Raw genomic sequence first — 23201 nt, 5'->3', positions numbered from 1 at the left:
GTCAGGCCGCCTGTAGCGCTGTTGCCTCGGCGCGCCGGATGATCCCGGCCCGCCATGGTTTCAGCACGGCGATGGCGAGGATTGCTGCCACCGCATTGAGAACCACGCCGATGATGAAGACGTTGTCCCAGCTGCCGCCTGCGGCGAGCGCAGTGCCGGAAGGAACCAGCAGGGCCGCCGTGCCCTTGGCCGTGTACAGCAGGCCGGAATTGGTGGCCGCATATTTGGAGCCGAACGTGTCCGTACAGGTGGATGGGAAGAGCGAATAGATCTCGCCCCAGGCAAAGAACACGAGACCGCTCAAGAGAACGAACATCGCCGGGACATGGGCATAGAGGTAGAGCAGATAGATGCCCACGGCTTCGATCGCGAAACAGATGAACATCGTGTTCTCGCGTCCGATCTTGTCCGATACCCATCCGCAGATCGGCCTCGTGACGCCGTTCAGCACACGGTCGATCGTGGCCGCGAGCGTGAGTGCGGGAATGCCCAACCACATCGGGATGTCGGCCACGCCAAGATCCTGCGCCATGGGCGCGAGGTTGGCGGTGACCACCAAGCCGCCGGCGCCGACAGCCACGAACATTACATACATCAGCCAGAAGATCGGGTGCTTGAGCACTTCGGACGGCGTGAACTGGCGCCGGGACTGCAGGTTCGGCCCTTTGGTCATCGGCTCGGGAACCTGTCCTTCCTTTGGTGCGAAGAGGAAGAAGGCGAGGATAATGATGATCACGCCCTGGCCAAGTCCGAAATAAAGGAAGGCATTCTGGAAGCCGAAATTGGCGATGGTCGCCTGGATCGGCCACACGGTCAGCGCCGAACCGGCGCCGAAGCCCGCTGCGGTGAGACCCGAGGCAAGGCCGCGCTTGTCCGGGAACCATTTGAGCGCGTTGGCGACACATGTGCCGTAGACAGCACCTGCACCGATACCGGCAAGCACCTGTCCGACGATGAGAAGGAACATGGTGTCAGCCATGGAATTCACCATCCAGCCGAGCGCACAGAATACGCCGCCGAAGATGATGACGCTTTTGGGCCCGTATCTGTCGACGAACCAACCCTCGACCGGCACCAGCCAGGTCTCGAACAGAACGAAGAGCGTAAAGGCCCACTGGATTTCGGTCCGGCCCCAGCCGAACTCCTTGTCGATCTCGGGCACGAAGAACGTCCAACCATATTGAAGGTTGGCGATCATCACCATGCACACGACGCCTATCGCGATCTGCCCCCACCTGAACCGATCGCTGACAAGCGGCGTCCGTGAGGCAGCCTGCATTGTCTGGGTCATCTCCTCCCCTTTCCTACGCCTTATTTTTCGGCCCTAGGCCACGCGCTGGAACTCCATTCTGGTATCTATTATGCCAATTGACAAGAGGGAGATTTCATCGATCCGCACTGGACCAGAGATTGGCGCGTCTGTCAGTCAGGTCCGCCATAAAAGAAAGACCGCTGCCGGGGCTAGACGGCAGCGGTCGGGAAGAATGAGGATTATCAGCTCTTTCTCTGTGCCTATGAGGCGCTCCCATTTTTGTTCTATGTCAATAATATACTGCAATTACAATTCACTATAGAACTCCACTCAACCGACAGGCTCAGCCTGGAAGCGTTCAAAGGCCGAAAGGCTCGTAGTTGCGGTTGCGGGCGTTCTTCTCGGCGACCTGATCCAGGAAAGCCAGAATCGTCTTGATGAGGCTCTTTCTGCTCTTGCCGATGCTGCCTGCACTGACTGAATGGAAGGTCATTGTCTACTCCTTGGTTAAGATTGGCCGCCAATTGGCATGCCACATTCCAAAACTCAAGCGCTCCAGGCGCATATCAGCTCTCCCATCCCTGCATAGATTGTCGCGCCCCGTCCCTGTTTCGGACGATTCCAGGCTTTTGTGGCCCTCTATTAACGCAAAGTCGCCGAATTCGCTTCGTCATCGCGGCGATTTGACTACTGGTATTAATTATGCCAGAATATCAACATGGCGGACGGACAGCATCCAAAGACACAAGACAGTGGGACGGCGAAGCGACCCGGCAGCGATAGCTCCGAGCACCCCTCATCAGGCGCGACAGTGCCGACGGACCAGGAGCAGCCAGCACCGCTTCGGCGCACACAGGATGCAGGGAGGTCCCGCCCCGGAAACTGCCAGGAGATCCAACGGTGGGGGGATCGGCAGACATCCGGGCGACACGAGAAGAAGCGGTGCCGGTCATAAGGTGAGACGTGCCACCGGCACCTCGGGGACACCGCGCGCATATGGGCGCGCGGTCGAACAACATGCGCGCTGGCGCCCAGGCAGAAAGGCGGAAAGCCGGACGCGAAACGGGCAGCAGCGCTATGGGCCCGCTAGAGTTTCGGAATGACCACCGCCGGCAAGGCGGATGGCGATCCGGCGAAATGACATGCTTCAGGGAGGAAAGGCAGCGATGACCATTGTAGCGAAAGTGGAACAGACCGCATCGGCACAAGTGCCGGAGCACGATCTGACGGACGGCTTTCACCTCATCATCAAGGCGCTCAGGCTCAATGGCCTGGACACGATCTACGGGGTGCCGGGTATCCCGATCACTGATTTCGGGCGCATGGCGCAGGCGGCTGGCATGCGCGTCATCTCCTTCCGTCACGAACAGAATGCCGGGCATGCGGCAGCGATTGCCGGCTATCTCACCAGGAAGCCGGGTGTGTGTCTCACTGTGTCGGCGCCCGGGTTCCTCAATGGCCTTACCGCGCTCGCCAACGCCACCACCAACTGCTTCCCGATGATCCTGATTTCCGGGTCGTCGGAGCGCGAAGTCGTCGACCTGCAACAAGGCGACTATGAGGAGATGGACCAGCTGGCCATCGCCAGGCCGCTATGCAAGGCCGCTTTCCGCATCCTGCATGCGCAGGACATCGGGATCGGTATCGCCCGCGCCATTCGTGCCGCCGTCTCCGGCCGTCCCGGCGGCGTCTATCTCGACCTGCCGGCCAAGCTGTTTCCGCAAGTGATGGACGCGGTCGAAGGCGAAAAGTCGCTGGTCAAGGTCATCGACCCCGCCCCGGCCCAGATCCCTGCCCCCGACGCGGTGGCGCGCGCCATGGAAACGCTTAAGAGCGCCAAAAAACCACTGGTGATCTTCGGCAAGGGTGCGGCCTATGCGCAGGCAGACGAGGCAATCCGCGATTTCGTCGAGACCAGCGGCATCCCTTTCCTGCAGATGAGCATGGCCAAGGGGCTGCTGCCCGACACGCATCCGCTGTCGGCGGGAGCCGCGCGCTCCACGGTTCTGAAGGAATCCGATGTCGTGCTGCTTGTCGGTGCACGCCTTAACTGGCTGCTCTCCCACGGTAAGGGCAAGAGCTGGGGCGAGCCCTACTCCAAGAGGTTCATCCAGATCGACATCGAGCCGAAGGAAATGGATTCCAACGTCGAGATCGTCGCGCCGGTGGTGGGCGATATCGGCTCGTGTATGGAGGCCTTCAACGCAGCACTCGCCAAGGGCTGGACCCAGCCACCCGCCGATTGGCTCGCCACCGTCAGTGCCAAGAAGGAAGACAACATCGCCAAGATGGCATTGCGGCTGAAGAAGAACTCGACGCCGATGGACTTCCATGGCGCGCTCGGCGCGCTGCGAACCGTCATCAAGGAGCGCCCCGATGCCATCCTCGTCAACGAGGGTGCCAACACGCTCGATCTCGCACGCGGCGTCATCGACATGTACCAGCCGCGCAGGCGGCTCGATGTCGGCACCTGGGGCGTGATGGGTATCGGCATGGGCTTTGCCATCGCCGCGGCCATCGAAACCGGCAAGCCCGTACTGGCGCTGGAAGGCGATTCCGCCTTCGGCTTCTGCGGCATGGAGATCGAAACCATCTGCCGCTACAACCTGCCGGTCTGCATCGTCATCTTCAACAACAACGGCATCTATCGCGGCACTGACGTCAACCCGTCCGGCGGATCGGACGTTGCCACCACCGTCTTCGTCAAGGATGCCCGCTACGACCGGATGATGGAAGCCTTCGGAGGCCAAGGCGTCTACGTGACCACACCCGATGAGCTCTACAAAGCCGTCGGCGCGGCGATGGATTCGGGCCGCCCGACACTGGTCAACGCCGTCATCGATCCAGCCGCCGGCACCGAAAGCGGCCGCATCGGAAATCTCAATCCGCAAAGCACGGTACGCAAGAACTAAGGCCGCACCAAACAAGGGAGAACACTTATGAAAGCGCTAGAAGGCGTCCGAATCCTCGATTTCACCCACGTCCAGTCGGGTCCGACCTGTACGCAACTTCTTGCCTGGTTCGGCGCCGACGTCATCAAGGTCGAGCGGCCCGGCACCGGCGACATCACGCGTGGGCAGCTCTGCGATGTACCCAATGCCGACAGCCTCTATTTCACCATGCTGAACCACAACAAGCGCTCCATCACGCTCGACACCAAGAACAAGGGCGGCAAGGAGGTGCTGGAGGATCTGATCCGCAAATGCGACGTGATGGTGGAGAATTTCGCACCCGGCGCGCTCGACCGCATGGGCTTCACCTGGGAGCGCATCCAGGAGCTCAACCCGGCCATGATCGTGGCCTCGATCAAGGGTTTTGGTCCGGGCCCCTATCAGGACTGCAAGGTCTATGAGAACGTCGCCCAATGCACCGGCGGCGCGGCCTCGACCACCGGCTTCCGCGACGGGCTGCCGCTGGTGACCGGTGCACAGATCGGTGATTCCGGCACCGGCCTGCATCTGTGCTTGGGCATCGTCACAGCCCTGTTCCAGCGCACGCGCACCGGGCGGGGCCAGAAGGTTTCAGCCGCCATGCAGGACGGCGTCCTCAACCTGTGCCGCGTCAAGTTGCGCGACCAGCAGCGCCTGGCCCATGGCCCGCTCAAGGAATACAGCCAGTTCGGCGAGGGCATTCCCTTCGACGATGCCGTGCCGCGCGCAGGCAACGATTCCGGCGGCGGCCAGCCCGGCCGCATCCTGAAGTGCAAGGGATGGGAGGCCGACCCCAACGCCTATATCTACTTCATCACGCAGGCGCCTGTGTGGGAGGCGATCTGCGACGTGATCGGAGAGCCTGAATGGAAGACCCATCCCGATTACGCCAAGCCTGTCGCGCGCCTGCCGCGTCTCAACGAGATCTTCGCCCGCATCGAGCAGTGGACCATGACCAGGACCAAGTTCGAGGTCATGGAAATTCTCAATGACAAGGATATTCCCTGCGGGCCGATCCTGTCCATGAAGGAGCTGGCCGAAGATGAGTCGCTGCGAGCCACCGGCACCATTGTCGAGGTCGATCATCCGGTGCGCGGCAAGTATCTGTCGGTCGGCAATCCGATCAAGCTCTCCGACAGCCCGACCGAAGTGACCCGCTCGCCGCTGCTGGGCGAACACACACAGGAGATCCTGCGCGATGTGCTCGGCTTCGACGAGCGCCGCATCGACGAGATCAACGCCAGCGGCGCGCTCGGTAACGTAACCGCGATTGCGGCGGAATAAGCCCGTTCGCACCCCCGGCGGCGCAGATGAAGCGCCGCCGTCACCCGATCCGATAGCAATCTACGCAGCCTGGCAGCAGCCTGGTGCATGCGAGGGAGGTGACGATCATGAAGCTTCATGAGTTTCAGGCCAAGGCTCAACTGACTGCCTATGGGCTAGCCGTACCAAGGGGGCGGGTAGCGCTCACCAGTGAGGAAGCTTTTGTTGCCGCCCGCGACCTTGCCCCGTCTGCGAGCAGTCTTGCCGTGAAAGCGCAGATTCAGGCGGGAGGGCGCGGGTTGGCCGGCGGCGTGCGCATGGTATCCACGCCCGAGGAGGCTGCACAGGCCACAGATACCCTCATCGGCAAAAAGGTTGTGACATCACAGACCGGCGCGCGGGGCCAACTGGTCAGGCAGGTCCTGGTGGAGCAAGCGATCCAGCCTTGCCGTACCCTCTATCTGTCCTTGTCGATCGACACCTTTGCCGGAGAGATCGCGGTGCTGGCGGGTGCCGAAGGCAGCGACGACATCGAGCAGAAACTTTTGTACGGGCAAGCACGACTGGAACGCCTGCCGCTCGGCTCCGGCAGCAGGTTCGACCGCGTGCAAGTGTGCGAGCTTGCTGTTTGCATCGGCCTGGATCGCGATCTTGTGGACCGGTTCCAGGATCTGCTGGAACGATTGCGGCGCGCATTCATCGAGCTGGATGCGACGCTGATCGAGATCAACCCGCTCGCCATTACCGCCGAGGGCGAATTCATCGCACTCGACGCCAAGATCGTCCTCGACGACAATGCGCTGTTCCGCCACCCGGATCTCGCCGCCCTTGCCGAGGGGGACCATGACGAGACCGAGATCGTGGCACAGCGGCGCAACCTCAACTATGTGGCCATGGACGGCAATATCGGTCTCGTCGTGAACGGCGCGGGCCTGGGGCTCGCCACGCTGGACATGGTGCACAACGCGAACGGCCGCCCGGCCAATTTCATGGACGTCCGCACGACTGCCACCAGTCTCGACGTGGCCTTCGGCTTCACGCTGCTGCTCAACAATCCGGCTGTGCGCTCGATTCTGGTAAATGTGCATGGCGGCGGCATGCAGCCTTGCGACATCATTGCCGACGGGCTTGGCGTTGCCATGCGGCGCACCGGGCGCGTCTGCCCCACGGTGGTGCGGCTGGCCGGCAACAATGCCGAATATGCCCGTTTCCGTTTCGATAATTTCGGCTGCAAGGTAGTCGACTGTCCCGACATGTGGACGGCCGTCACTCACGCCGTCGCGGCCGCCAACGCCTGAGAGGAGGACATCATGGCAATCCTCGTCGACCAAGACACACGCGTTATCTGCCAGGGCATGACCGGCTGGGCCGGTACCCATTATTCGGCGGCGATGATGGAATACGGCACCAACGTCGTCGGAGGCGTGCGGCCCGGCAAGGGCGGCAGCCACCACATCAACCTGCCGATGTTCAATGCCGTGGCCGAGGCGATGACCGAAACCGGCGCCAATGCCAGCATGGTTTTCGTGCCGCCGCCCACGGCCGCCGATGCGATGATCGAGGCCATCGAAGCCGAAATGCCGCTGGTCGTGGCCCTGACTGAGCGCGTGCCGGTACAGGACATGCTGCGCGTGCGCGATTGCCTGAAAGGCAGCCGCACTGTTCTGGTCGGTCCCAATTCGCAGGGCATCCTCGCGCCTGGCCTATGCAAGATCGGCGTCATGGCCACCGGCAGCGAGCGGAAGGGCGGCATCGGCGTGATTTCGCGCTCGGCTTCGTTGACCAGCGAAGTCACCGCCCAGCTCAGCCAGGCCGGGCTTGGCCAGTCGACCACAGTAGGTATCGGCGGCGATGCGGTGCACGGACTGTCGATGCGCGACAGTCTTGAGCTGTTCCTGCACGACTCCGAAACCCAGGGCGTGGTGGCCATCGGCGAGATCGGCGGTGCGGAAGAGCAGGAACTGGCCGACTACATGGCCGAGGTGAAGCCAAAGATCCCGGTTGTGGCACTTGTCGTCGGCCGCCATGCACCGGTCGAACGGCGCATGGGGCATGCCGGCGCCTTCCAAAAAGGCATCGGCGATGCGCAAAGCAAGATCGCCGCTCTCGCCACAGCCGGGGCCATCATCGCCGACAGTCCGCATCTGGTGGGCGAAACCATGCGCGCAGCGCTGCAGGTAGCCGCAGCCTGACCATCCGAGGTGCCGCATCGTACCGGTACGCCTCGTCTTTCCTGTCCCGCGACACAGGGGCATTTGGGCGGCTACCCGGACTCTTCCGGACTGCCGCTCTTTTTTGTTCGCCTCGCCCCAGGCTGTGCAAAAACCAATCCGATATCGCCGATCTTGGATTTACCCGCTTGCAGTGGCGCGACAGTATCCAGCTTGGTTCGACCAATGCCCTCGGGTCTGACAGAATGAGCACTCCCTAGTTTTACGTCATCAGGCCAAGGGCAGCTCCTCCTATGGCCGCCAGCAAAACCACAACCCACGGCGGAGCTTTCCAGGCCATCAGAGCCACGAAGCAAATTATGGCCAGTGCGAAGTCCGGCATACCGCCAATCGCGCTTGTGAAGACAGGCGAATAAAGCGCAGCGCCGAGGATTCCGACGACCGCAGCATTGGCGCCCTGCATGGCCGACTGCGCCCATGTCGTACGGCGCAACTGATCCCAGAACGGCAGCGCTCCGATCAGGATGAGGAAGCCCGGAAGGAAGAGTGCGGCAAGAGCGATTGCCGCACCCGTGACACCGTTCGGTACCGGTCCCATGACCGTCCCGAGCCACGCGGCAAAGGTGAAGAGCGGTCCCGGCACCGCCTGCGCGGCGCCATAGCCCGCGAGGAAGGCGTCGTTCGACACCCATCCAGGCGTAACAGTTTCGGCCTGCAACAGCGGCAGCACGACATGCCCGCCTCCAAACACCAGCGAGCCCGCGCGATAGAAGCTGTCGGCCAAGGCCCATCCCTGCGCGTGTCCGGCCAGGAGCGGAAGGCCAATCAGCAAGACGGTGAAGAGTAGAAAACCCATAAGGCCGGCTATCCGTGAAACCGGCACAGGCAGATGCCCGCCAGTCGCAACCTGCCCCTTGCTCAAGGCGAGCCCGGCGATCGCACCAAGGAGAATGGCGGCCATCATTCCGATGGCGCCCGGCGCCCAGGCGAGCAGAAGCACGGCTGCGACCGCGATCGTGGCGCGCTCTTTATCGGGGCAGAGGTTTTTGGCCATGCCCCACACGGCCTGCGCGACAATGGCGACGGCAACGATCTTGAGGCCATGCAGGACGCCGAGCGCAAGCGGGCCGTCGAGGCGTGTTGCCGTCATGGCGAGCGTGAGAAGGATCAGGGCAGATGGCAAGGTGAAGGCGAGGAAAGCCGCAAATGCACCGCCCCAACCCGCCCGCGTCAGGCCAAGTGCAAAGCCAACCTGGCTGGAGGCGGGACCCGGCAGGAACTGGCATAGTGCCACCAGATCGGCATAGGCGCTCTCGCTCAGCCATTTTCGCCGTGTCACCAGTTCGTCGCGAAAATAGCCCAGATGCGCGATCGGACCGCCGAAGGAGGTGAGCCCCAGTTTCAGGAAGATGCGGAACACTTCGGAGGCGCTTGCCTGCGATTGTTGGAGGCTGTGATTCATTCAGGAAACCTTGTTGCTTGGTCGTTCTCGCGAGCGATGACCCATTCAGTCTTCAATCCATTCCCTGGCTTCACTGATTCCACTTCATATAGTATAGTCCCCCATACCATATGAAGCCAAGGATCGCCATCGCCATGTCCCACACCATTCGCGACAAAGAGAAGCTGATCGCGCGGGTTCGCCGTCTCAAGGGCCAGATCGAGGGGATCGAGCGCGCGCTGGAGGCCGAGAAGCCCTGCGGCGAGATTCTGCGCCAGCTGGCCTCGGCCCGCGGCGCGATGAGCGGGCTGACCGCCGAGGTGATGGAGAACCATCTGCGCGAGCATGTGCTGCAGGCCGAGACCGAGGCCGAGCGCCGGCAGGGCGGCGAGGAACTGATCGGCGTCATCCGCACCTACATGAAATAGCCCAGGGAGCCCCGCATGTCCGCAATCGACATCTCTGCCCATACCCATGGGCACGAATTCCTCGGGCGGCACCACCGGCGCAATGAGCGCCGGGTCTGGCTGGTCATCGCCCTGACGGCGGCGATGATGGTGGCCGAGATCGCCGCCGGCACGGTCTACGGCTCGATGGCGCTGGTGGCCGATGGCTGGCACATGTCTACCCATGCCGGGGCGATGCTGATCACGGCGCTGGCCTATCTCTATGCCCGCCGCCATGTCGGCGATGCGCGCTTCAGCTTCGGCACCGGCAAGCTGGGCGATCTGGGCGGCTTCGCCAGCGCCGTCGTCCTTGCCCTGATCGCGCTGCTGATCGGCTGGGAGAGCCTTATGCGGCTGGCCAATCCGGTAGAGATCAGCTTCGGGCAGGCGATCGCCGTCGCGGTGGTGGGACTGGTGGTCAATCTCGCCTGCGCCTGGCTGCTGAGGGACGATCATGACGACCATGACCATCATCACTGGCATCATGACCACGGCCATCACCACCACCCTGCCCAGGACAACAACCTGCGCGCCGCCTATCTGCATGTGCTGGCGGATGCGCTGACCTCGATCCTGGCCATTGTGGCCCTGCTGGCCGGGCGCAGCTATGGCTGGCTCTGGGCCGATCCGATCATGGGCGTCGTCGGCGCGCTGGTGATCGCACGCTGGTCCTGGGGGCTGATCCGCGATTCGGGCGCCGTCCTGCTGGATCGGCTTCCCGATGACGAGGATTTGCCGGAAGAAATCCGTGAAGCGCTCGAAACCGACACCGACCGGATCGCCGATCTGCACGTCTGGCAGGTTGGGCCGGGGCATCACGCGGCCATCGTCTCGCTGGTGTCGAGCCAACCCCAGGCGCCATCGGACTACAAGGCCCGTCTAGCCGAAATACACGAACTCTCCCACATCACTGTCGAGGTCGAACGGGCGAGTGTCACTGGCTAAATCTGGAATGGATTTAGCGAGGAATGCTGGAGGAAGTTTGATGACTCGCTTCATCGATGGTCACGACCGCCATCAACCCAGTCTGCTTCCTCCCTGCGTTGACGACTATGTTGCTCCTGAGGCGCTCGTCGGGGTCGTTGACGCATTCGTCGAGACTCTCGATCTTGCGGCACTCGGCTTCGGCCGCACCGTCTCGGCGGCGACGGGACGCCCGGGCTTCCATCCTGGCGACATGCTGCGCCTCTATGTGTGGGGCTATCTGAACCAGCTTCGCTCCTCCCGACAATTGGGACGTGCCTGCGAGCGTGATCTGGAGGCGATCTGGCTGATGCATGTCGCCCGACTACCGGACGATCGCCGCATTCCGGCATGACAACCCGAACGCCATTGTCGGCGCAGGTGCCGCCTTCATCCGTTTCTGTCGCGAAGCCGGGTTGATCGCGGGCGGCAAGGCCGCGCTGGATGGTACCAAGATGCGAGCGGTGGCCAGCGCCAAGAACATTGCCGGGGCCGAACGCCTTGCCCTCGACATCGCGCATACCGAAGCGGAAATCGCCTACTATGTCGACCGTCTCAACATCGCCGATGAGCACATGGCCCAAGGGATTGCGGATCAGACCGTTCATCGTGATGCCTTTGCCCAGGCTATCGGTTCGCTGGAACGCCGGAAGGCGAGACTGAAGCAGCGGCAATCCAAGCTTGGCAATCACGCCACGGATGTCGTCGTCTTCGGAGAACCGGACGCAAGACCGATGGGTTATGGCCGTGCACCGAAGTTCCCCGCACACAATATGCAGAGTGTCGTTGATGTCGAAAGCGGCCTGATTGTTCATCACGACGTTGCCAACGAGGCCAACGACAGCCAGTTGCTCCATCCGATGGCCATCGCCACGAAACAGGTCCTCGAGGTCGATGAACTGGACATTCTGGCCGATGGGGGATACTCGAACGCGCAGGAAGTTGCACGTTGCGAACAGGATGGCGTTTGCGTCGCCGCCCCGATCAAACGGGGTGCCATGAGTGCCGAATACTTCCGGCCCGTGCAGTTCGTTCATGATGAAGAGATGGACACCATACGCTGTTCGGCCGGCGCCGTCATGTACCCGAAGGGCAAGCACACCCGTAACCGCGCCGTTCGATACCGAACGCCGGCCTGTCAGACCTGTCTGATCAAGGGGCAATGCACGCCGGGATACCAGCGCACGATTCACCGGCTTGGGGACCAGGGCGCGCTCCACCGGATGGAACGGCGAATCCACGAGAATCCCAATCTGATGACGGTTCGTCGCTGCACCGTCGAGCATCGCTTTGGAACGATCAAAAGAATGACCGGCGGCGGGCGCTTCCTGACACGAAGATTGCAGCGAGTGAAGGCGGAAGCGGCGCTTTCGGTTCTCGCCATTCAACCTGATCCGAGCCTCGAACTCCTTCAGGTTACAAACGCTGATGGCACGAGGCTGATCGGCGCCGGTACGATCTGCCAATCTGCCGCCATCTGACATTCGAGTTTTTGCACAGCCTGGCCCGCAATGCACATTGCAGAACAGCCGCCCTACGGGGCGGCCGTCCGGTATTACGGTCTCTATGGAAAAGCAGCGGCACTATTGTACGAAGCTGTTGGACAGCGTGCCGATGCCCTCGATCACCACCTCGACCGTATTGATCGGTTCCTTGATCGCGCCGACGCCGAGCGAGGTGCCGCAGCAGATCAGGTCTCCGGGCAGCAGCGTCATGTCGCGCGACAGGGCGGCGACCAGATGCACGGGCGAAAATATCATATCGTCCACCCGATAGTTCTGGCGCTCGGCCCCATTGAGCATCGTGCGTACGGTCAGGCCTGAGGGGTCGATACCCGTGACGACGGAAGGTCCGAAGGGGCAGAAGCCGTCAAAGCTCTTAGCCCGCGCCCACTGAGCGAAAGTCTTGTCGCGAGCAATGATGTCGCCGGCCGTGAAATCGTTAACGCAGGTATAGCCAAAGATCGCCGCCTGCGCCTCCGTCTCGGAGCCGTTCGACAGAGACTTGCCGATGATGATGCCAAGCTCACCCTCATAGACGACCCGCTCCGTATAGGAAGGCGGGCGGTTCACCGTCGCACCCGGCCGGGTGATGCTCGACGGGGCCTTGAGCAGGTAGAGCGGTTCGGCCGGCTCGGCCACCCCGAGCTTGGCTGCCAGCGCGTGGAAATTGTTCCAGAGGGCGATCACCTTGCTCGGCTGCGAGGGCGGCAGCAGTTCCACCGCGTCGCGCTGCAGGTGTACGCCACTCGGCCGTGGCGAGTTATAGATGGAGCCGCTATGGACGGCGATCGCATTGCCCTCGAGAAGGCCGAAACCCTCCTCGCCAGCGTGGCGGAAACGAACCCAGTGCTGCATCATCGCTCTCTCTCCCTCAGGCCGCGCCGGCGGTTTCAGCAGCCGCACCGGTGGTTTCGGGGAATGTCGGGTAGAGGCCACGCACGCGCGCCATTTGCTGGGTCAGCGCCAGCAAGCTGTCGATGAAGGGCGTGTCGACATCGGCCATCCGGCCCATCTCCTGCACCGAGGTCAGCAGCGCGTCGAGTTCGATGGGGCGACCCTTGTCGACATCCTGCAGCATGGATGTGCGGTGCGCGCCGACCCCGGCCGCGCCGTCTATGCGCCGCTCCACATCGACGCGGAAGGTCGCACCGAATTTCTCCGCGATGGCCTGCGCCTCAATCATCATGTTGCGCGCCAGGGCACGGGTTCCAGGCTCGGTGGCGATGACGTCGAGCGTTGCCCCGGTCAGCGCCGAGATCGGGTTGAAACAGAGATTGCCCCAGAGCTTGATCCAGATGTCGTTGCGAATATCGTCATAGAAACGGGTGCGCAGGCCGCCGGCCTCCAGCGCAGCCGCCAATCGTCTCAACCGTTCGCTCTCGCTGCGGTCCGGTTCGCCGAGGCCGAACTGGTTGCCATAGATATGATTGATCACGCCGGGTTCGATGATCTCCGTGGCAGGATAGACGGTGGCGCCGATGACCCGCTCCGGACCAATCGTGTTCCACTGGCGATCCTGCGGATCGACACTGCGCAGGCGATAGCCGCAGAGCGAGGCATCCAGCCCGTGGAAGTACCACCAGGGAACACCGTTCTGGGCGGTCACCACGGCGGTGGCGCGCCCCAGCAGGGGCACCATGGCCGGTGCGGATTCCCACGCCTGATGCGCCTTCAGCGCCACGATGACATAATCCTGCTCGCCCAGTTCACGAGCATCGTTGGTGGCCGGCATGTGCTCGACGATCTCCTCGCCGTTCATCACCAGCTTGAGGCCTTTCTCCTGGATCGCCTTTAAATGCGGCCCACGTGCCACCAGCGACACCTCAGCCCCGCCACGCTTGAGCATGACGGCCATGTAGCCGCCGATGGCGCCGGCCCCGTAAATGCAGATTTTCATCAGTCCCTCCCAGACTATCCGTTCCGCTTGCGGTCGGTTTCCTCCATCGCCGGAGCCCGGCGGCACCCGGCTCCTCAGGATTTATTATTGGTATACATAATGCCAATTTGGTGCAACTTGTCAATCACTCCGGCTGCGAGCAGTTGTCTCGCCGCCCCCAAACCTCCCTCTCCCCAGAAGCGCTGCTTCAAGGGCAGCCGGATCTGCCCCGGCACAGCGGTTCAGTGGCCGATATTGATCCAGACCGCTTTGGGCTCGGTGTAGTTGTCGATGGCCGCTTCGCCATGCTCGCGGCCAAAGCCGGAATCGCGCGATCCGCCCCAGGGCAGGCGCACATCCGTTGGCCCGAATGTGTTGACCCACACCGTCCCGGCGCGCAGCCGCTTCGTGAAGCGATGGGCGCGGGCGATGTCGGCGGTCCAGATGCCGGCTGCAAGATCGTAAAGCGTGCCATTGGCCATGCGGATGGCGTCGTCCTCGTCCCTGAAGGGGATGACGGCGGCCACCGGACCGAAGATCTCTTCCTGCGAGATGCGCATGTCGTGGCGCACGCCGGAAAATACCGTAGGCTGGATGTAGTAGCCTTCTTCGCCGGCCCGCTTGCCGCCGGTGACGACATGCGCCCCTTCCCTCCGGCCGACCTCGATATAGTCGAGCACCGAGTGCATCTGCGCTTCGGAAACCACCGGCCCGAGCGAAGTCGACGTCTCGAGCGGATCGCCCATGCGCAGCGAGTTCGCCCGCGCCGCCAGCCGCTCGACCACCTCGTCATAGACCGCCTCATGGGCAAGGATGCGCGATCCCGCCGAGCAGACCTGCCCGGCATTGAAGAAGATGCCCGAGGCGGCGGCCCGCACGGCAGCGTCGAGATCGGCATCGGAGAAGATGATATTGGCGGACTTGCCGCCCAGCTCCAGCGTCACCCGCTTGAAATTGCCGGCGGCGGCATGAAGGATGGTCCGGCCCACGCCGGGTGAGCCGGTGAAGGTCACCTTGTCGACATCGGGGTGGTCGATCAGCGCCTGGCCGATGGTGCGCCCGGAACCGGTGGTGACGTTGAACACGCCTTCAGGAAAGCCGGCCTCCATGGCGAGCTCGCCGATCTTGAGCATTGACAGCGAGGTGATTTCTGCCGGCTTGACCACCAGCGTGCAGCCGCAGGCCAGCGCCGGAGCGACTTTCCACATGCCGATCATCATCGGGAAGTTCCATGGCACGATGGCCGCCACAACGCCGACCGGCTCACGCACCGTATAGGTCAAGGCATCCGGCCGGGTCGGGATGACCTGGCCGTTGATCTTGTCAGCCATGCCGGCATAGTAGGTCACCGTGTCGAGCACAGCCGGCAGATCCTGCCGGCGGATGGCCGATACAGGCTTGCCGGCATCCATGCTTTCAATCTCCGCCAGCTCATCCTGGTCGCGGCGGATCAGGTCGGCGAGCCGCAGCAGCAGCGCACCCCGCTCGGACGGCTTCATGCTGCCCCACGGCCCCGAAAGCGCCGCGCGCGCCGCCCTCACCGCGATCTCGACATCCTCGACCCCGGCTGCGCTGACGCGCGCGAACGGCTGGCCGGTGGCGGGATTAAGCGTCTCGAAGTGGCGTCCGGAAACGGACTCCACGCGGCGCCCATCGATGATGAGCTTGTGCACCTCCTCGACAACGCGGTTGAGCATGTCTGTCCTCCATATGGGTGATTGATCGGAAGGGTTGGGACGATGTCATTTTACTTCTCTGGCATAATGTATTCCAATTTACCCCATCGCCTTCCCTATGGGAACAGCTTTCTTCGCACCGTGAATACAACCCAGCCAGGCAGGTTCACGGATCGCGGAATTGATCGCCTTGCTGGGTTCCGATGAGAGCTTGGGAGGCGACCGGTGCCCACCGCCGATCCTTTCCGTTAGCTCTTGCTGTTTTCTGCCCAACATTCTGAGGCCGGATGCCTTCAGAATTCCCAGGGGACGTGCGGTGAGCAGGAACCTGCTACAGGCATGGGGGCCATGGCTTCAGGACATGAAAGGTTAAACCATGCGTAGTCTGACGCTGATAGCTGCCCGTTCTGTTATCGCCAGCATCGACCCGACGATGCACAAGGGCCGATGGATTAGGAAATCACCGCCATCGACTTTGTGCGGTTTAAAGACTTGCCGATGCCTGGCCCGCTCCAATGACGATGCTCGCTCAAAATAGGGTCAACCTCATCCAAGTGGTAGCGGCTGCCATTGACCCCGAGGGTGCACTCATGCCTGAGGCAGCAGCGTGAAGAGACCGCGCACGTGCAACTAGATCAGAGACACAGCCAAGCAGTGATAGGCTTTGCAGAAATCCGAACTGTTAGCTGCCGGCGACGTTCAGAGCACCGAGCTGTCAGCCCATACGAAAACGATGTTTCGCGAGCGCCAGATCGGGCCGGGATCCGTATATTCCCCTGCCCGCCTGCCGCCGAGCGCCTCGTAGAAAGCGATCGCAGGCTCGTTGCCCTCGACCACGCCCACGCCAACACCAGGGAACCCTCTTTCACGCAGATGCAAGGCGAGCCTTGAAAGCAGTGTGCGACCGAGCCCCTGGCGCTTCACATCCGGGCCGACATAAAGGTTATTGATCTCGCCGTGGCTGCCGAAGATCGCGGCCGAGGGCGCGCCGGCAGCACCGATGGCGACCGGCCTTCCCTCCAGTTCGGCAACAAGCACGATCTGGTCCGTATCCTTCGCCATAAGCTTTTCGCGCCAGGTGCCGCGGCGACGGGCTTCGTCGAGGACAGCGTAAACCTCCGTTGGAGCAAGGTTCCGATAGGTTTGCCGCCATATCTGGACATGGAAATCCGCGATTGCATCCGCATCGGCTGGAGTAGCATGCCGTATCGTCACATTTTCCATCGGCCTCGCCTATTCCACCTGTTTCATCAGCCAGAGCTGGAACGCCTTGAGTGCCGGCGAAGGCTTGCGATCCGCCGCGGTGGTGAACCAATAGGCGACCTTGGAAACGTAGCGAATACCGCCGGGATTGACGAGATTGCCGGCCTGCAATTCCTCCTCCACAAGTTGAGGCGGAACGAGGGCCATGCCTTGCCCCGAAATCGCGGCGCGCAGCACGAGCGTGTAGTAGTCGAAGCGCATGACGCCCTGTGGCTCCAGCTCCGGTTTTCCGTGGCCCTCCACAAGATCGACCCACCGCAACGGCGTGCCCGGATGCTCGATGATGACGCCGCGCGCCGCATCGTCGAGGGTTTCGCAAGGGCCGAGCCGCGCGAGATAGGCAGGAGCGCAAACAAGCCGGACATCCTCGCCGAACAGGTAGATCGATTCCTCATTCGTGAACGGCCCGCGACCGAAGCGAAAGATGGCATCCGGCTGGGCCGCCGGGTTGTCGGTGGCGAACGTCGTGTACTGAACGTCGATATCCGGATGTTTCTGATTGAAGTCGGAGAAGCGCGGCAGCAGCCAGCGATCACCAAGGATCGGCAGCACCTTCAGCCGGAGCGTATGGGAATCCGGCTGCAAGCTCGCCGCACGGAAGGCGGCCTCCTCCATCGCCTTGATCGCCACCTGCGCCTGTTCCAGGTAGATGCGGCCGAGTGCCGTCGGCACCATGCCCGACGGCTTGCGCGTGAATATCTGGGCGCCGAGAAGGTTTTCAAGGGTCAGCAATTGCTTACTGACGGCGCTTTGCGACAGGTTGATGCTTTCCGCCGCCGCCGTCGTCGAGCCCCGTTCCGCAATCGCCAACATTACGCGAAGGGCCGTCATGGAAGGCAGCGGCACGGAGGTATGAACCAAGGCCGTTCTCCGGGAGGGGGCTAGTCGGTTTCGTCATAACGTTAGCGCTTTTTCGCGTTTGTGCAAGCGGTCCCTAACAGGCACCCTGCGTTTGGGAACACATCCACCGACAGGGAGACCGACATGACAGAACAAGCGACGTCGCTTTGGGGAGCACGTTTTTCCAGCGGCCCTTCCCCGGAACTCGCTGCCCTTTCGCGAAGCAATCCGAGCTTCTTCCGCCTGTCTCCCGAAGATATCGCAGGATCCCGCGCCCATGCGCGAGAACTGGCCCGCGCCGACGTGCTGACGGCGGACGAGCTGGCGCGGATGTTGCAAACGCTCGATATGATCGCGGCCGATGTCGCCGCCGGCCGCGAGAAGCCGAAAGCCTCGGACGAGGACCTTCATACTTTCCACGAACGCCTGCTGGTCGAACGCCTCGGGCCGCTTGGCGGCAAGCTGCGCGCCGGCCGCTCGCGCAACGACCAGACAGCGAACAATACCCGTCTCTATCTTCGCCGCACGGCGCGGCGACTCGCGAAGCTGATTCTCACCGTGCAGGACGCATTGGCCGCACAGGCAATGTCGCATGTCGAGACGGTGATGCCGGGCTTCACCCACTTGCAACCAGCCCAACCGGTATCGCTCGGCCATCACCTGATGGCCCATGCGCAGTCGCTCAGCCGCGATATCGGGCGCTTCATCGACTGGGACCGCCGCTTCGACCGTTCGCCGCTTGGCGCGGCCGCACTGGCTGGATCCGCTTTCGCCCGCGATACGGAAAGCTCTTCGCGCGACCTTGGCTATGGACGGCCCTGCGAGAATTCCATCGACGCCGTCGCAAGCCGCGACGTAGTCTCGGAATTTCTGTTCGTTACGGCGATGCTCGGCGTCAATCTCTCGCGCCTTTCGGAAGAAATCTGCATCTGGGCCTCGCGCCAGTTCGCCTGGGTGAAGCTGCACGATTCCTATTCGACGGGCTCTTCGATCATGCCGCAGAAGAAGAATCCCGATATCGCCGAGCTGACGCGTGGCATGTCGGGCACGATGATCGGCAATCTCGTCGGCATGCTCGCCACACTGAAGGCCATGCCGCTTGCCTATAACCGCGATCTTGCCGAGGACAAGCGCGCCCTCTTCGAAACCATCGATCTCCTCGATCTGATCCTGCCTGCCTTCGCCGGTATGGTCGCGACGATGACCTTCGACACCGAGCGTATGGCAGCGGACGCGCCGCGCGGCTTCACGCTGGCGACCGAGGTGGCGGACTGGCTGGTGCGGCAGGGCGTTCCCTTCTCGCACGCCCACGAAATCTCCGGCGCGACCGTACGCTATTGCGAGGAACGCGGCATGGAACTGGATGGGCTGACAGAGGCCGACCTGCCGAAGATCGACGCGGCACTGACCGCCGAGGTGCTTGAGGTGATCGACCCTGCCCGGGCGCTCGCCGAACGGTTCGGCCAGGGCGGCACCGCCCCTGTCCGCGTACGCGAGCAGATCGCGGCCTTCACCGAAATCTGCAAAGTACAGTGGGCCTGGGCCGAGCAGGGCCTTTCGGGCATCGCCCTCACCCCCCTTGCGGGAGCGGCGGCATGACTGACACCACGCTTCCCCAATCCAGCCGCGATGCCCATGACATCGCCCATCTCGAAATCGTCCCGCGCAAGCATGTGGGACGCATGATCTTCGCTGCCATCGTGGTCCTCATGGTGGCTCTCCTCATCCGCGCCTTCGTCGTCGGCCAGATCGAATGGCCGGTCGTCGGTCAGTTCCTTTTCGCTCCGGCCATCATACAGGGCATATGGAATACGCTGCTGATGACGGTGGCGGCGATGTCGCTCGGCATCGCGCTCGGCGTGCTCATCGCCATCATGCGCATTTCCGGCAATCCGGTGCTTGAATATATTGCACTGGTTTATGTCTGGATCTTCCGCGGCGCGCCGGCGCTGCTGCAGCTGCTGCTATGGTTCAACCTCGCGCTGATCTTCCCGACCATCGGTATTCCGGGCCTCTTCGAATTCAGCACCGTTGAGGTGATGACGCCCTTCGTCGCCGCCATGCTCGGTCTCGGCATACAGCAGGGCGCTTACACCTCGGAAGTCGTGCGAAGCGGGCTGCTTTCCGTCGACGTCGGTCAGTACGAGGCCGCCCGCACGATTGGCATGACGGGCATGCAGACGCTGCGCCGCATCGTGTTGCCGCAAGCAATGCGCGTCATGGTGCCGCCGGTCGGCAACGAGGTGATCAGCATGGTCAAGCTCACCTCGCTCGCTTCGGTGATCCAGTATTCGGAAATCCTGCACAATGCGCAGGTGATTTACTACGCCAATACGCGCGTGCTGGAACTCCTGATGGTCGCGAGCTTCTGGTATCTCGCTATCGTCACTGTCCTCTCCCTGGTCCAGTCCCGGATCGAGCGCTACTACGCCCGCGGCACCCGCGGCCGCACGACGATCTGACGGAGGACGCGACATGACCAACGAGATCCTGGTGAAAGCCGTCGACGTCTGCAAGAGTTTCGGCACGTTCCAGGCACTGCAGGAAGTAAGCCTCGAAGTCCGCAAGGGCGAGGTGAACTGCATCATCGGACCTTCGGGCTCGGGAAAAAGCACGTTCCTACGCTGCATCAACCTCCTGGAGCGCATCGATTCCGGGGCAATCTGGGCGAACGGCGAACTGATCGGCTACCGGCGCGACGGCAACAAGCTCTACGAAATGAGCGACGCCGAAATCGCCCGCCAGCGGCGCGGCATCGGCATGGTGTTCCAGCGCTTCAACCTGTTCCCGCACAAGACCGCGCTGGAAAACGTGATCGAAGGGCCGGTGCAAGTGCTGGGCGAGAACCCGAAGACCGCGCGCGAACACGCGCTGGTCCTCCTGAACAGGGTGGGCCTCGCCGATAAGGCCGGCAGCTATCCGGCCGAGCTTTCGGGCGGCCAGCAGCAGCGCGTCGCCATCGCCCGGGCACTCGGTATGCGACCTTCGCTGATCCTGTTCGACGAACCGACCTCCGCGCTCGATCCCGAACTGGTAGCGGAGGTGCTCGACGTAATGAACGATCTCGCCGCCTCCGGCATGACGATGATCGTCGTCACCCACGAAATGGGCTTTGCCCGCAACGTCAGCAACACCGTCGCCTTCATGGACGGCGGGCGTCTGATCGAGCACGGCCCCTCGGCGCGGGTCCTGACCCAGCCCGAAAACCCCCGCACCGTCGATTTCCTCAAGGCCGTGCAACGATAACCGCAAAAACCGACAGGATGGGAACTACGATGAAAAAAGCAATTCTGGCCGCTTCGGCCTGCCTCTTCGCTCTGACCGCCCAGGCGCAGGATCTACCTGAAAAGTACAAATCCGCCGGCAAGCTGGTCGTCGCAAACACGCCGAACTACCCGCCGATGGAATATCGTGACCCGGCGACGAACGAACTGGTGGGCGTCGATATCGACCTCGGCAACGCACTCGCCAATCAGCTCGGCACGGAAATCGAATGGTCCGAGATCGGCTTCGAGCAGATGGTATCTTCGCTCAACACCGGCCGCGTCGACCTCGTGCTGAGCGGCATGAGCGACCTGCCGGCCCGGCGCGAGACCATGGACTTCGTCGACTACATGCGCTCCGGCGCGCAGTTCTACACCGCCGCCAAGCGCAAGGACGAGTTCAAGGCGCTCACCGATTTCTGCGGCAAGACCGTGGGCATGAGCCGCCGCACCTCCTTCCCGGACGAGGCCGCCAAGTGGAGCGCCGCGAACTGCGAGGCGAACGGCAAGCCGGCGCTGATCGTCGTCGGCACGGAAGGCTCGGCCGACGCCCGCACCCAGCTCAAGCAGGGCCGCCTCGACGGCGCGGTGCAGGGCTCGGAAACCCTGCCCTACCTGCTGACGCTTGAGAAGGACACCTACGCCATCGTCGGCGAGCCCTTCACGGAGGTCTATCAGGGCATCGGCTTCTCCAAGCAGGCACCGGAACTGCGCGACGCCGTTGCCGGCGCGCTGAAGGCCATCATGGAGTCGGGCGAATACAAGGCCATCTTCGAAAAGTACGAGCTGGCCGGCAGCACACTCGACCGCGTGATGATCAACGGCGAAGCCGTGAAATGACCGGAGGACGGCCCGGCGCTTCTGCCGGGCCGTTCCCCTCGCCTCACCGAACGAGGATATCATTATGCCCGATGCTGCCCGTAGCGGCCTGCGAGCGCTGCCGCATATGGAGGCACTTGCCGATTTCTGCACCCGACTTGCTCCTGCCGACCTGCCCGACCGGGTCACCGCCCGCACGAAATCCCATCTCCTGGACACGCTCGGCGCCGCGCTCGCCGGCACCCGCTCCACCGAATTCCGCAGGGTGCGGGCGCTCGCCGCACTGGGCGGAGCAACGCCGCTTCTCGCCTCGCAGCAACGAACCGGTCCGCGCGACGCAGCCCTTGTCAACGGGGTTGCTGCCCACGTCTTCGAACTCGACGATGCCGGCGGCTGCGATCATACGGGCGCCGTCGTCCTGCCCGCGCTGCTGGCGGCCCTTCCGTCGTGCGACACCCCAGTCTCCGGCGCCGACCTCATCTGCGCGCTGACGGCGGGCTACGAGGTGGGCCGCAGTGTGCTGGACGCCTCGGGCGGCTATGGCGCGCATAACGGCGCGGGTTGGCATTCGACCGGCACCTGCGGCACGCTCGCCGCCGCGGCGGCTGTCTCCCGGTTGCGCGGTTATGACAGCGTGCTGTTTCGCCACGCCATAACATTGGCCACCAGCTTTTCTTCCGGCCTCTGGGCCTTCAACCACGACGGCAGCCAAGCGAAGAAGGTGCACGCCGGCCGGGCCGCCGAAGGCGGGCTGCTTGCCGCCGATCTCGCCGCTGCCGGCTTTTGCGGCCCTTCGCAGGTCTTCGAGGACGTCTGGGGCGGCTTCTTTCGCACCTTTGTGCGCGATGCCGGCCGGCCGGAAGAATTCTCCGCCGGTCTCGGAACCAACTGGAAGATCGAGCGGGCGTCGCTCAAACCCTATGCCGCCTGCCGCGGCGCCCATTCCGCCATCGACGCCGTCTCCGACATCCTCACCGAGACCGACCGCAAGGCGGATGCGATCGCGTCCATCGACCTCCGCCTCAGCCCCTTCCTGATGGACATGTGCGGCCGGGCACGGCTGGACACGCTGGCGGGCGCCCAGATGAGCCTCGGCTATGCGCTGGCGGCGCTCCTGATCTTCGGCCGCGTCGATCTCGAACAATATTCCACGGCCGCGCGAAGCGATCCACGCATCGCCGCTTTTCTCGGCCGCATCCATTTTCATCCCGACCCGCAGATGTCACAGATGGCCGAGCCCGAGGTGACCGTCACGTTCGCCGACAACAACAGCCGAACCGCCACAGTGCCCCGCGCTACTGGCTCCAGCGAGCGGCCGATGAGTGACGCCGCCATTCGGGCCAAATTCGATAGCCTTGCATCAATGGCGCTGCCGGCGGAGCGCGTTGCCGGTCTCGCCGAATTCATCGGTGCGCTGGAAGGGCGGGCGGACTGCCGGAATCTGCCCGAACTGCTGGTCTCGGACGAACCCGAAGCGCCGGTCTTTCTTTGAGGAG

Annotated in this window: 21 protein-coding genes; 13 read left to right on the top strand and 8 right to left on the bottom strand. The window is 63.0% G+C overall.

Translation table 11 applies throughout. From position 1 onward, the window contains the following. Window position 1: 1 nt before the first annotated feature. On the bottom strand, window positions 2-1291 hold the full coding sequence (gene oxlT / locus ABID37_RS21425) for an oxalate/formate MFS antiporter (protein WP_354198481.1): 1290 nt from the start codon (window positions 1289-1291) through the stop codon (window positions 2-4). A 319-nt stretch (window positions 1292-1610) separates the two neighbouring features. Beyond that, entirely contained in the window at window positions 1611-1745 is a 135-nt protein-coding gene (locus ABID37_RS21420) for a hypothetical protein (RefSeq protein WP_354198479.1), read from the bottom strand. Window positions 1746-2418: 673 nt separating this feature from the next. Here ABID37_RS21420 and oxc point away from each other — a divergent pair. The 4 genes from oxc (at window position 2419) to ABID37_RS21400 (ending at window position 7637) form a co-directional block, all read left to right on the top strand. Then, window positions 2419-4164: an oxalyl-CoA decarboxylase gene (gene oxc / locus ABID37_RS21415; protein ID WP_354198477.1), complete on the top strand. Its 1746-nt coding sequence runs from the start codon at window positions 2419-2421 to the stop codon at window positions 4162-4164. A 27-nt stretch (window positions 4165-4191) separates the two neighbouring features. Continuing rightward, entirely contained in the window at window positions 4192-5466 is a 1275-nt protein-coding gene (gene frc, locus ABID37_RS21410) for a formyl-CoA transferase (protein WP_354198475.1), read from the top strand. Window positions 5467-5573: 107 nt separating this feature from the next. Continuing rightward, a complete protein-coding gene (locus ABID37_RS21405; protein WP_354198473.1) occupies window positions 5574-6743 on the top strand; it encodes a succinate--CoA ligase subunit beta in 1170 nt (389 codons plus the stop codon). Window positions 6744-6755: 12 nt separating this feature from the next. Continuing rightward, window positions 6756-7637, top strand: a complete 882-nt coding sequence (locus ABID37_RS21400) for a succinate--CoA ligase subunit alpha (RefSeq protein ID WP_354198471.1) — start codon at window positions 6756-6758, stop codon at window positions 7635-7637. A gap of 241 nt (window positions 7638-7878) precedes the next feature. Here the strand turns inward: ABID37_RS21400 and chrA are convergent, their stop codons facing one another. Beyond that, entirely contained in the window at window positions 7879-9078 is a 1200-nt protein-coding gene (gene chrA / locus ABID37_RS21395; RefSeq protein WP_354198469.1) for a chromate efflux transporter, read from the bottom strand. 134 nt (window positions 9079-9212) lie between these two features. On the opposite strand from chrA, the gene ABID37_RS21390 reads away from it, so the two are divergent. The 4 genes from ABID37_RS21390 to ABID37_RS21375 are packed head-to-tail and all read left to right on the top strand — an operon-like array spanning window position 9213 to window position 11947. Then, a complete protein-coding gene (locus ABID37_RS21390) occupies window positions 9213-9485 on the top strand; it encodes a metal/formaldehyde-sensitive transcriptional repressor (RefSeq protein ID WP_354198467.1) in 273 nt (90 codons plus the stop codon). Between the two features lie 15 nt (window positions 9486-9500). Next, window positions 9501-10448, top strand: a complete 948-nt coding sequence (gene dmeF, locus ABID37_RS21385; protein WP_354198465.1) for a CDF family Co(II)/Ni(II) efflux transporter DmeF — start codon at window positions 9501-9503, stop codon at window positions 10446-10448. A 40-nt stretch (window positions 10449-10488) separates the two neighbouring features. Further along, window positions 10489-10821, top strand: a complete 333-nt coding sequence (locus ABID37_RS21380) for a transposase (RefSeq protein ID WP_354198463.1) — start codon at window positions 10489-10491, stop codon at window positions 10819-10821. After that, window positions 10781-11947 carry a transposase gene (locus ABID37_RS21375; RefSeq protein WP_354198461.1) on the top strand — a complete coding sequence of 389 codons (1167 nt, stop codon included), beginning with the start codon at window positions 10781-10783 and terminating at the stop codon, window positions 11945-11947. The genes ABID37_RS21380 and ABID37_RS21375 overlap by 41 nt, the downstream gene beginning before the upstream one ends. Window positions 11948-12049: 102 nt before the next feature. Here ABID37_RS21375 and ABID37_RS21370 read toward each other — a convergent pair whose 3' ends face one another. The 5 genes from ABID37_RS21370 to ABID37_RS21350 form a co-directional block, all read right to left on the bottom strand. After that, window positions 12050-12823, bottom strand: a complete 774-nt coding sequence (locus ABID37_RS21370; RefSeq protein ID WP_354198559.1) for a fumarylacetoacetate hydrolase family protein — start codon at window positions 12821-12823, stop codon at window positions 12050-12052. A gap of 16 nt (window positions 12824-12839) precedes the next feature. Next, complete coding sequence (locus ABID37_RS21365) at window positions 12840-13865, bottom strand: 2-dehydropantoate 2-reductase (protein ID WP_354198460.1); 1026 nt, start codon at window positions 13863-13865, stop codon at window positions 12840-12842. A gap of 221 nt (window positions 13866-14086) precedes the next feature. Further along, window positions 14087-15541, bottom strand: a complete 1455-nt coding sequence (locus tag ABID37_RS21360; RefSeq protein WP_354198458.1) for an aldehyde dehydrogenase family protein — start codon at window positions 15539-15541, stop codon at window positions 14087-14089. 678 nt (window positions 15542-16219) lie between these two features. After that, complete coding sequence (locus ABID37_RS21355) at window positions 16220-16744, bottom strand: GNAT family N-acetyltransferase (protein WP_354198456.1); 525 nt, start codon at window positions 16742-16744, stop codon at window positions 16220-16222. 9 nt (window positions 16745-16753) lie between these two features. Beyond that, window positions 16754-17614, bottom strand: a complete 861-nt coding sequence (locus tag ABID37_RS21350) for a LysR substrate-binding domain-containing protein (RefSeq protein WP_354198557.1) — start codon at window positions 17612-17614, stop codon at window positions 16754-16756. 153 nt (window positions 17615-17767) lie between these two features. On the opposite strand from ABID37_RS21350, the gene argH reads away from it, so the two are divergent. From argH to ABID37_RS21325, 5 genes are all read left to right on the top strand, one after another. Continuing rightward, the gene (gene argH, locus ABID37_RS21345) at window positions 17768-19222 is read left to right on the top strand and encodes an argininosuccinate lyase (protein ID WP_354198454.1); all 1455 of its coding nucleotides are present in this window, start codon (window positions 17768-17770) and stop codon (window positions 19220-19222) included. Next, on the top strand, window positions 19219-20085 hold the full coding sequence (locus ABID37_RS21340; protein ID WP_354198452.1) for an amino acid ABC transporter permease: 867 nt from the start codon (window positions 19219-19221) through the stop codon (window positions 20083-20085). The genes argH and ABID37_RS21340 overlap by 4 nt, the downstream gene beginning before the upstream one ends. 13 nt (window positions 20086-20098) lie before the next feature. Beyond that, the gene (locus ABID37_RS21335) at window positions 20099-20869 is read left to right on the top strand and encodes an amino acid ABC transporter ATP-binding protein (RefSeq protein WP_354198450.1); all 771 of its coding nucleotides are present in this window, start codon (window positions 20099-20101) and stop codon (window positions 20867-20869) included. Between the two features lie 29 nt (window positions 20870-20898). Further along, window positions 20899-21726 (top strand): ABC transporter substrate-binding protein, encoded by an 828-nt coding sequence (locus tag ABID37_RS21330; RefSeq protein WP_354198448.1) that lies wholly within the window; start codon window positions 20899-20901, stop codon window positions 21724-21726. A 64-nt stretch (window positions 21727-21790) separates the two neighbouring features. Further along, window positions 21791-23197: an MmgE/PrpD family protein gene (locus ABID37_RS21325; RefSeq protein WP_354198446.1), complete on the top strand. Its 1407-nt coding sequence runs from the start codon at window positions 21791-21793 to the stop codon at window positions 23195-23197. The last annotated feature ends 4 nt before the right edge of the window (window positions 23198-23201 follow it).

Origin of the sequence: Aquamicrobium terrae (genome assembly GCF_040545735.1) — a bacterium.
GTDB classification, from domain to species: domain Bacteria; phylum Pseudomonadota; class Alphaproteobacteria; order Rhizobiales; family Rhizobiaceae; genus Mesorhizobium; species Mesorhizobium terrae_A.
The sequence above is the reverse complement of the archived record's forward strand: the minus strand, read 5'-3'. Positions and strand labels throughout refer to the sequence as shown.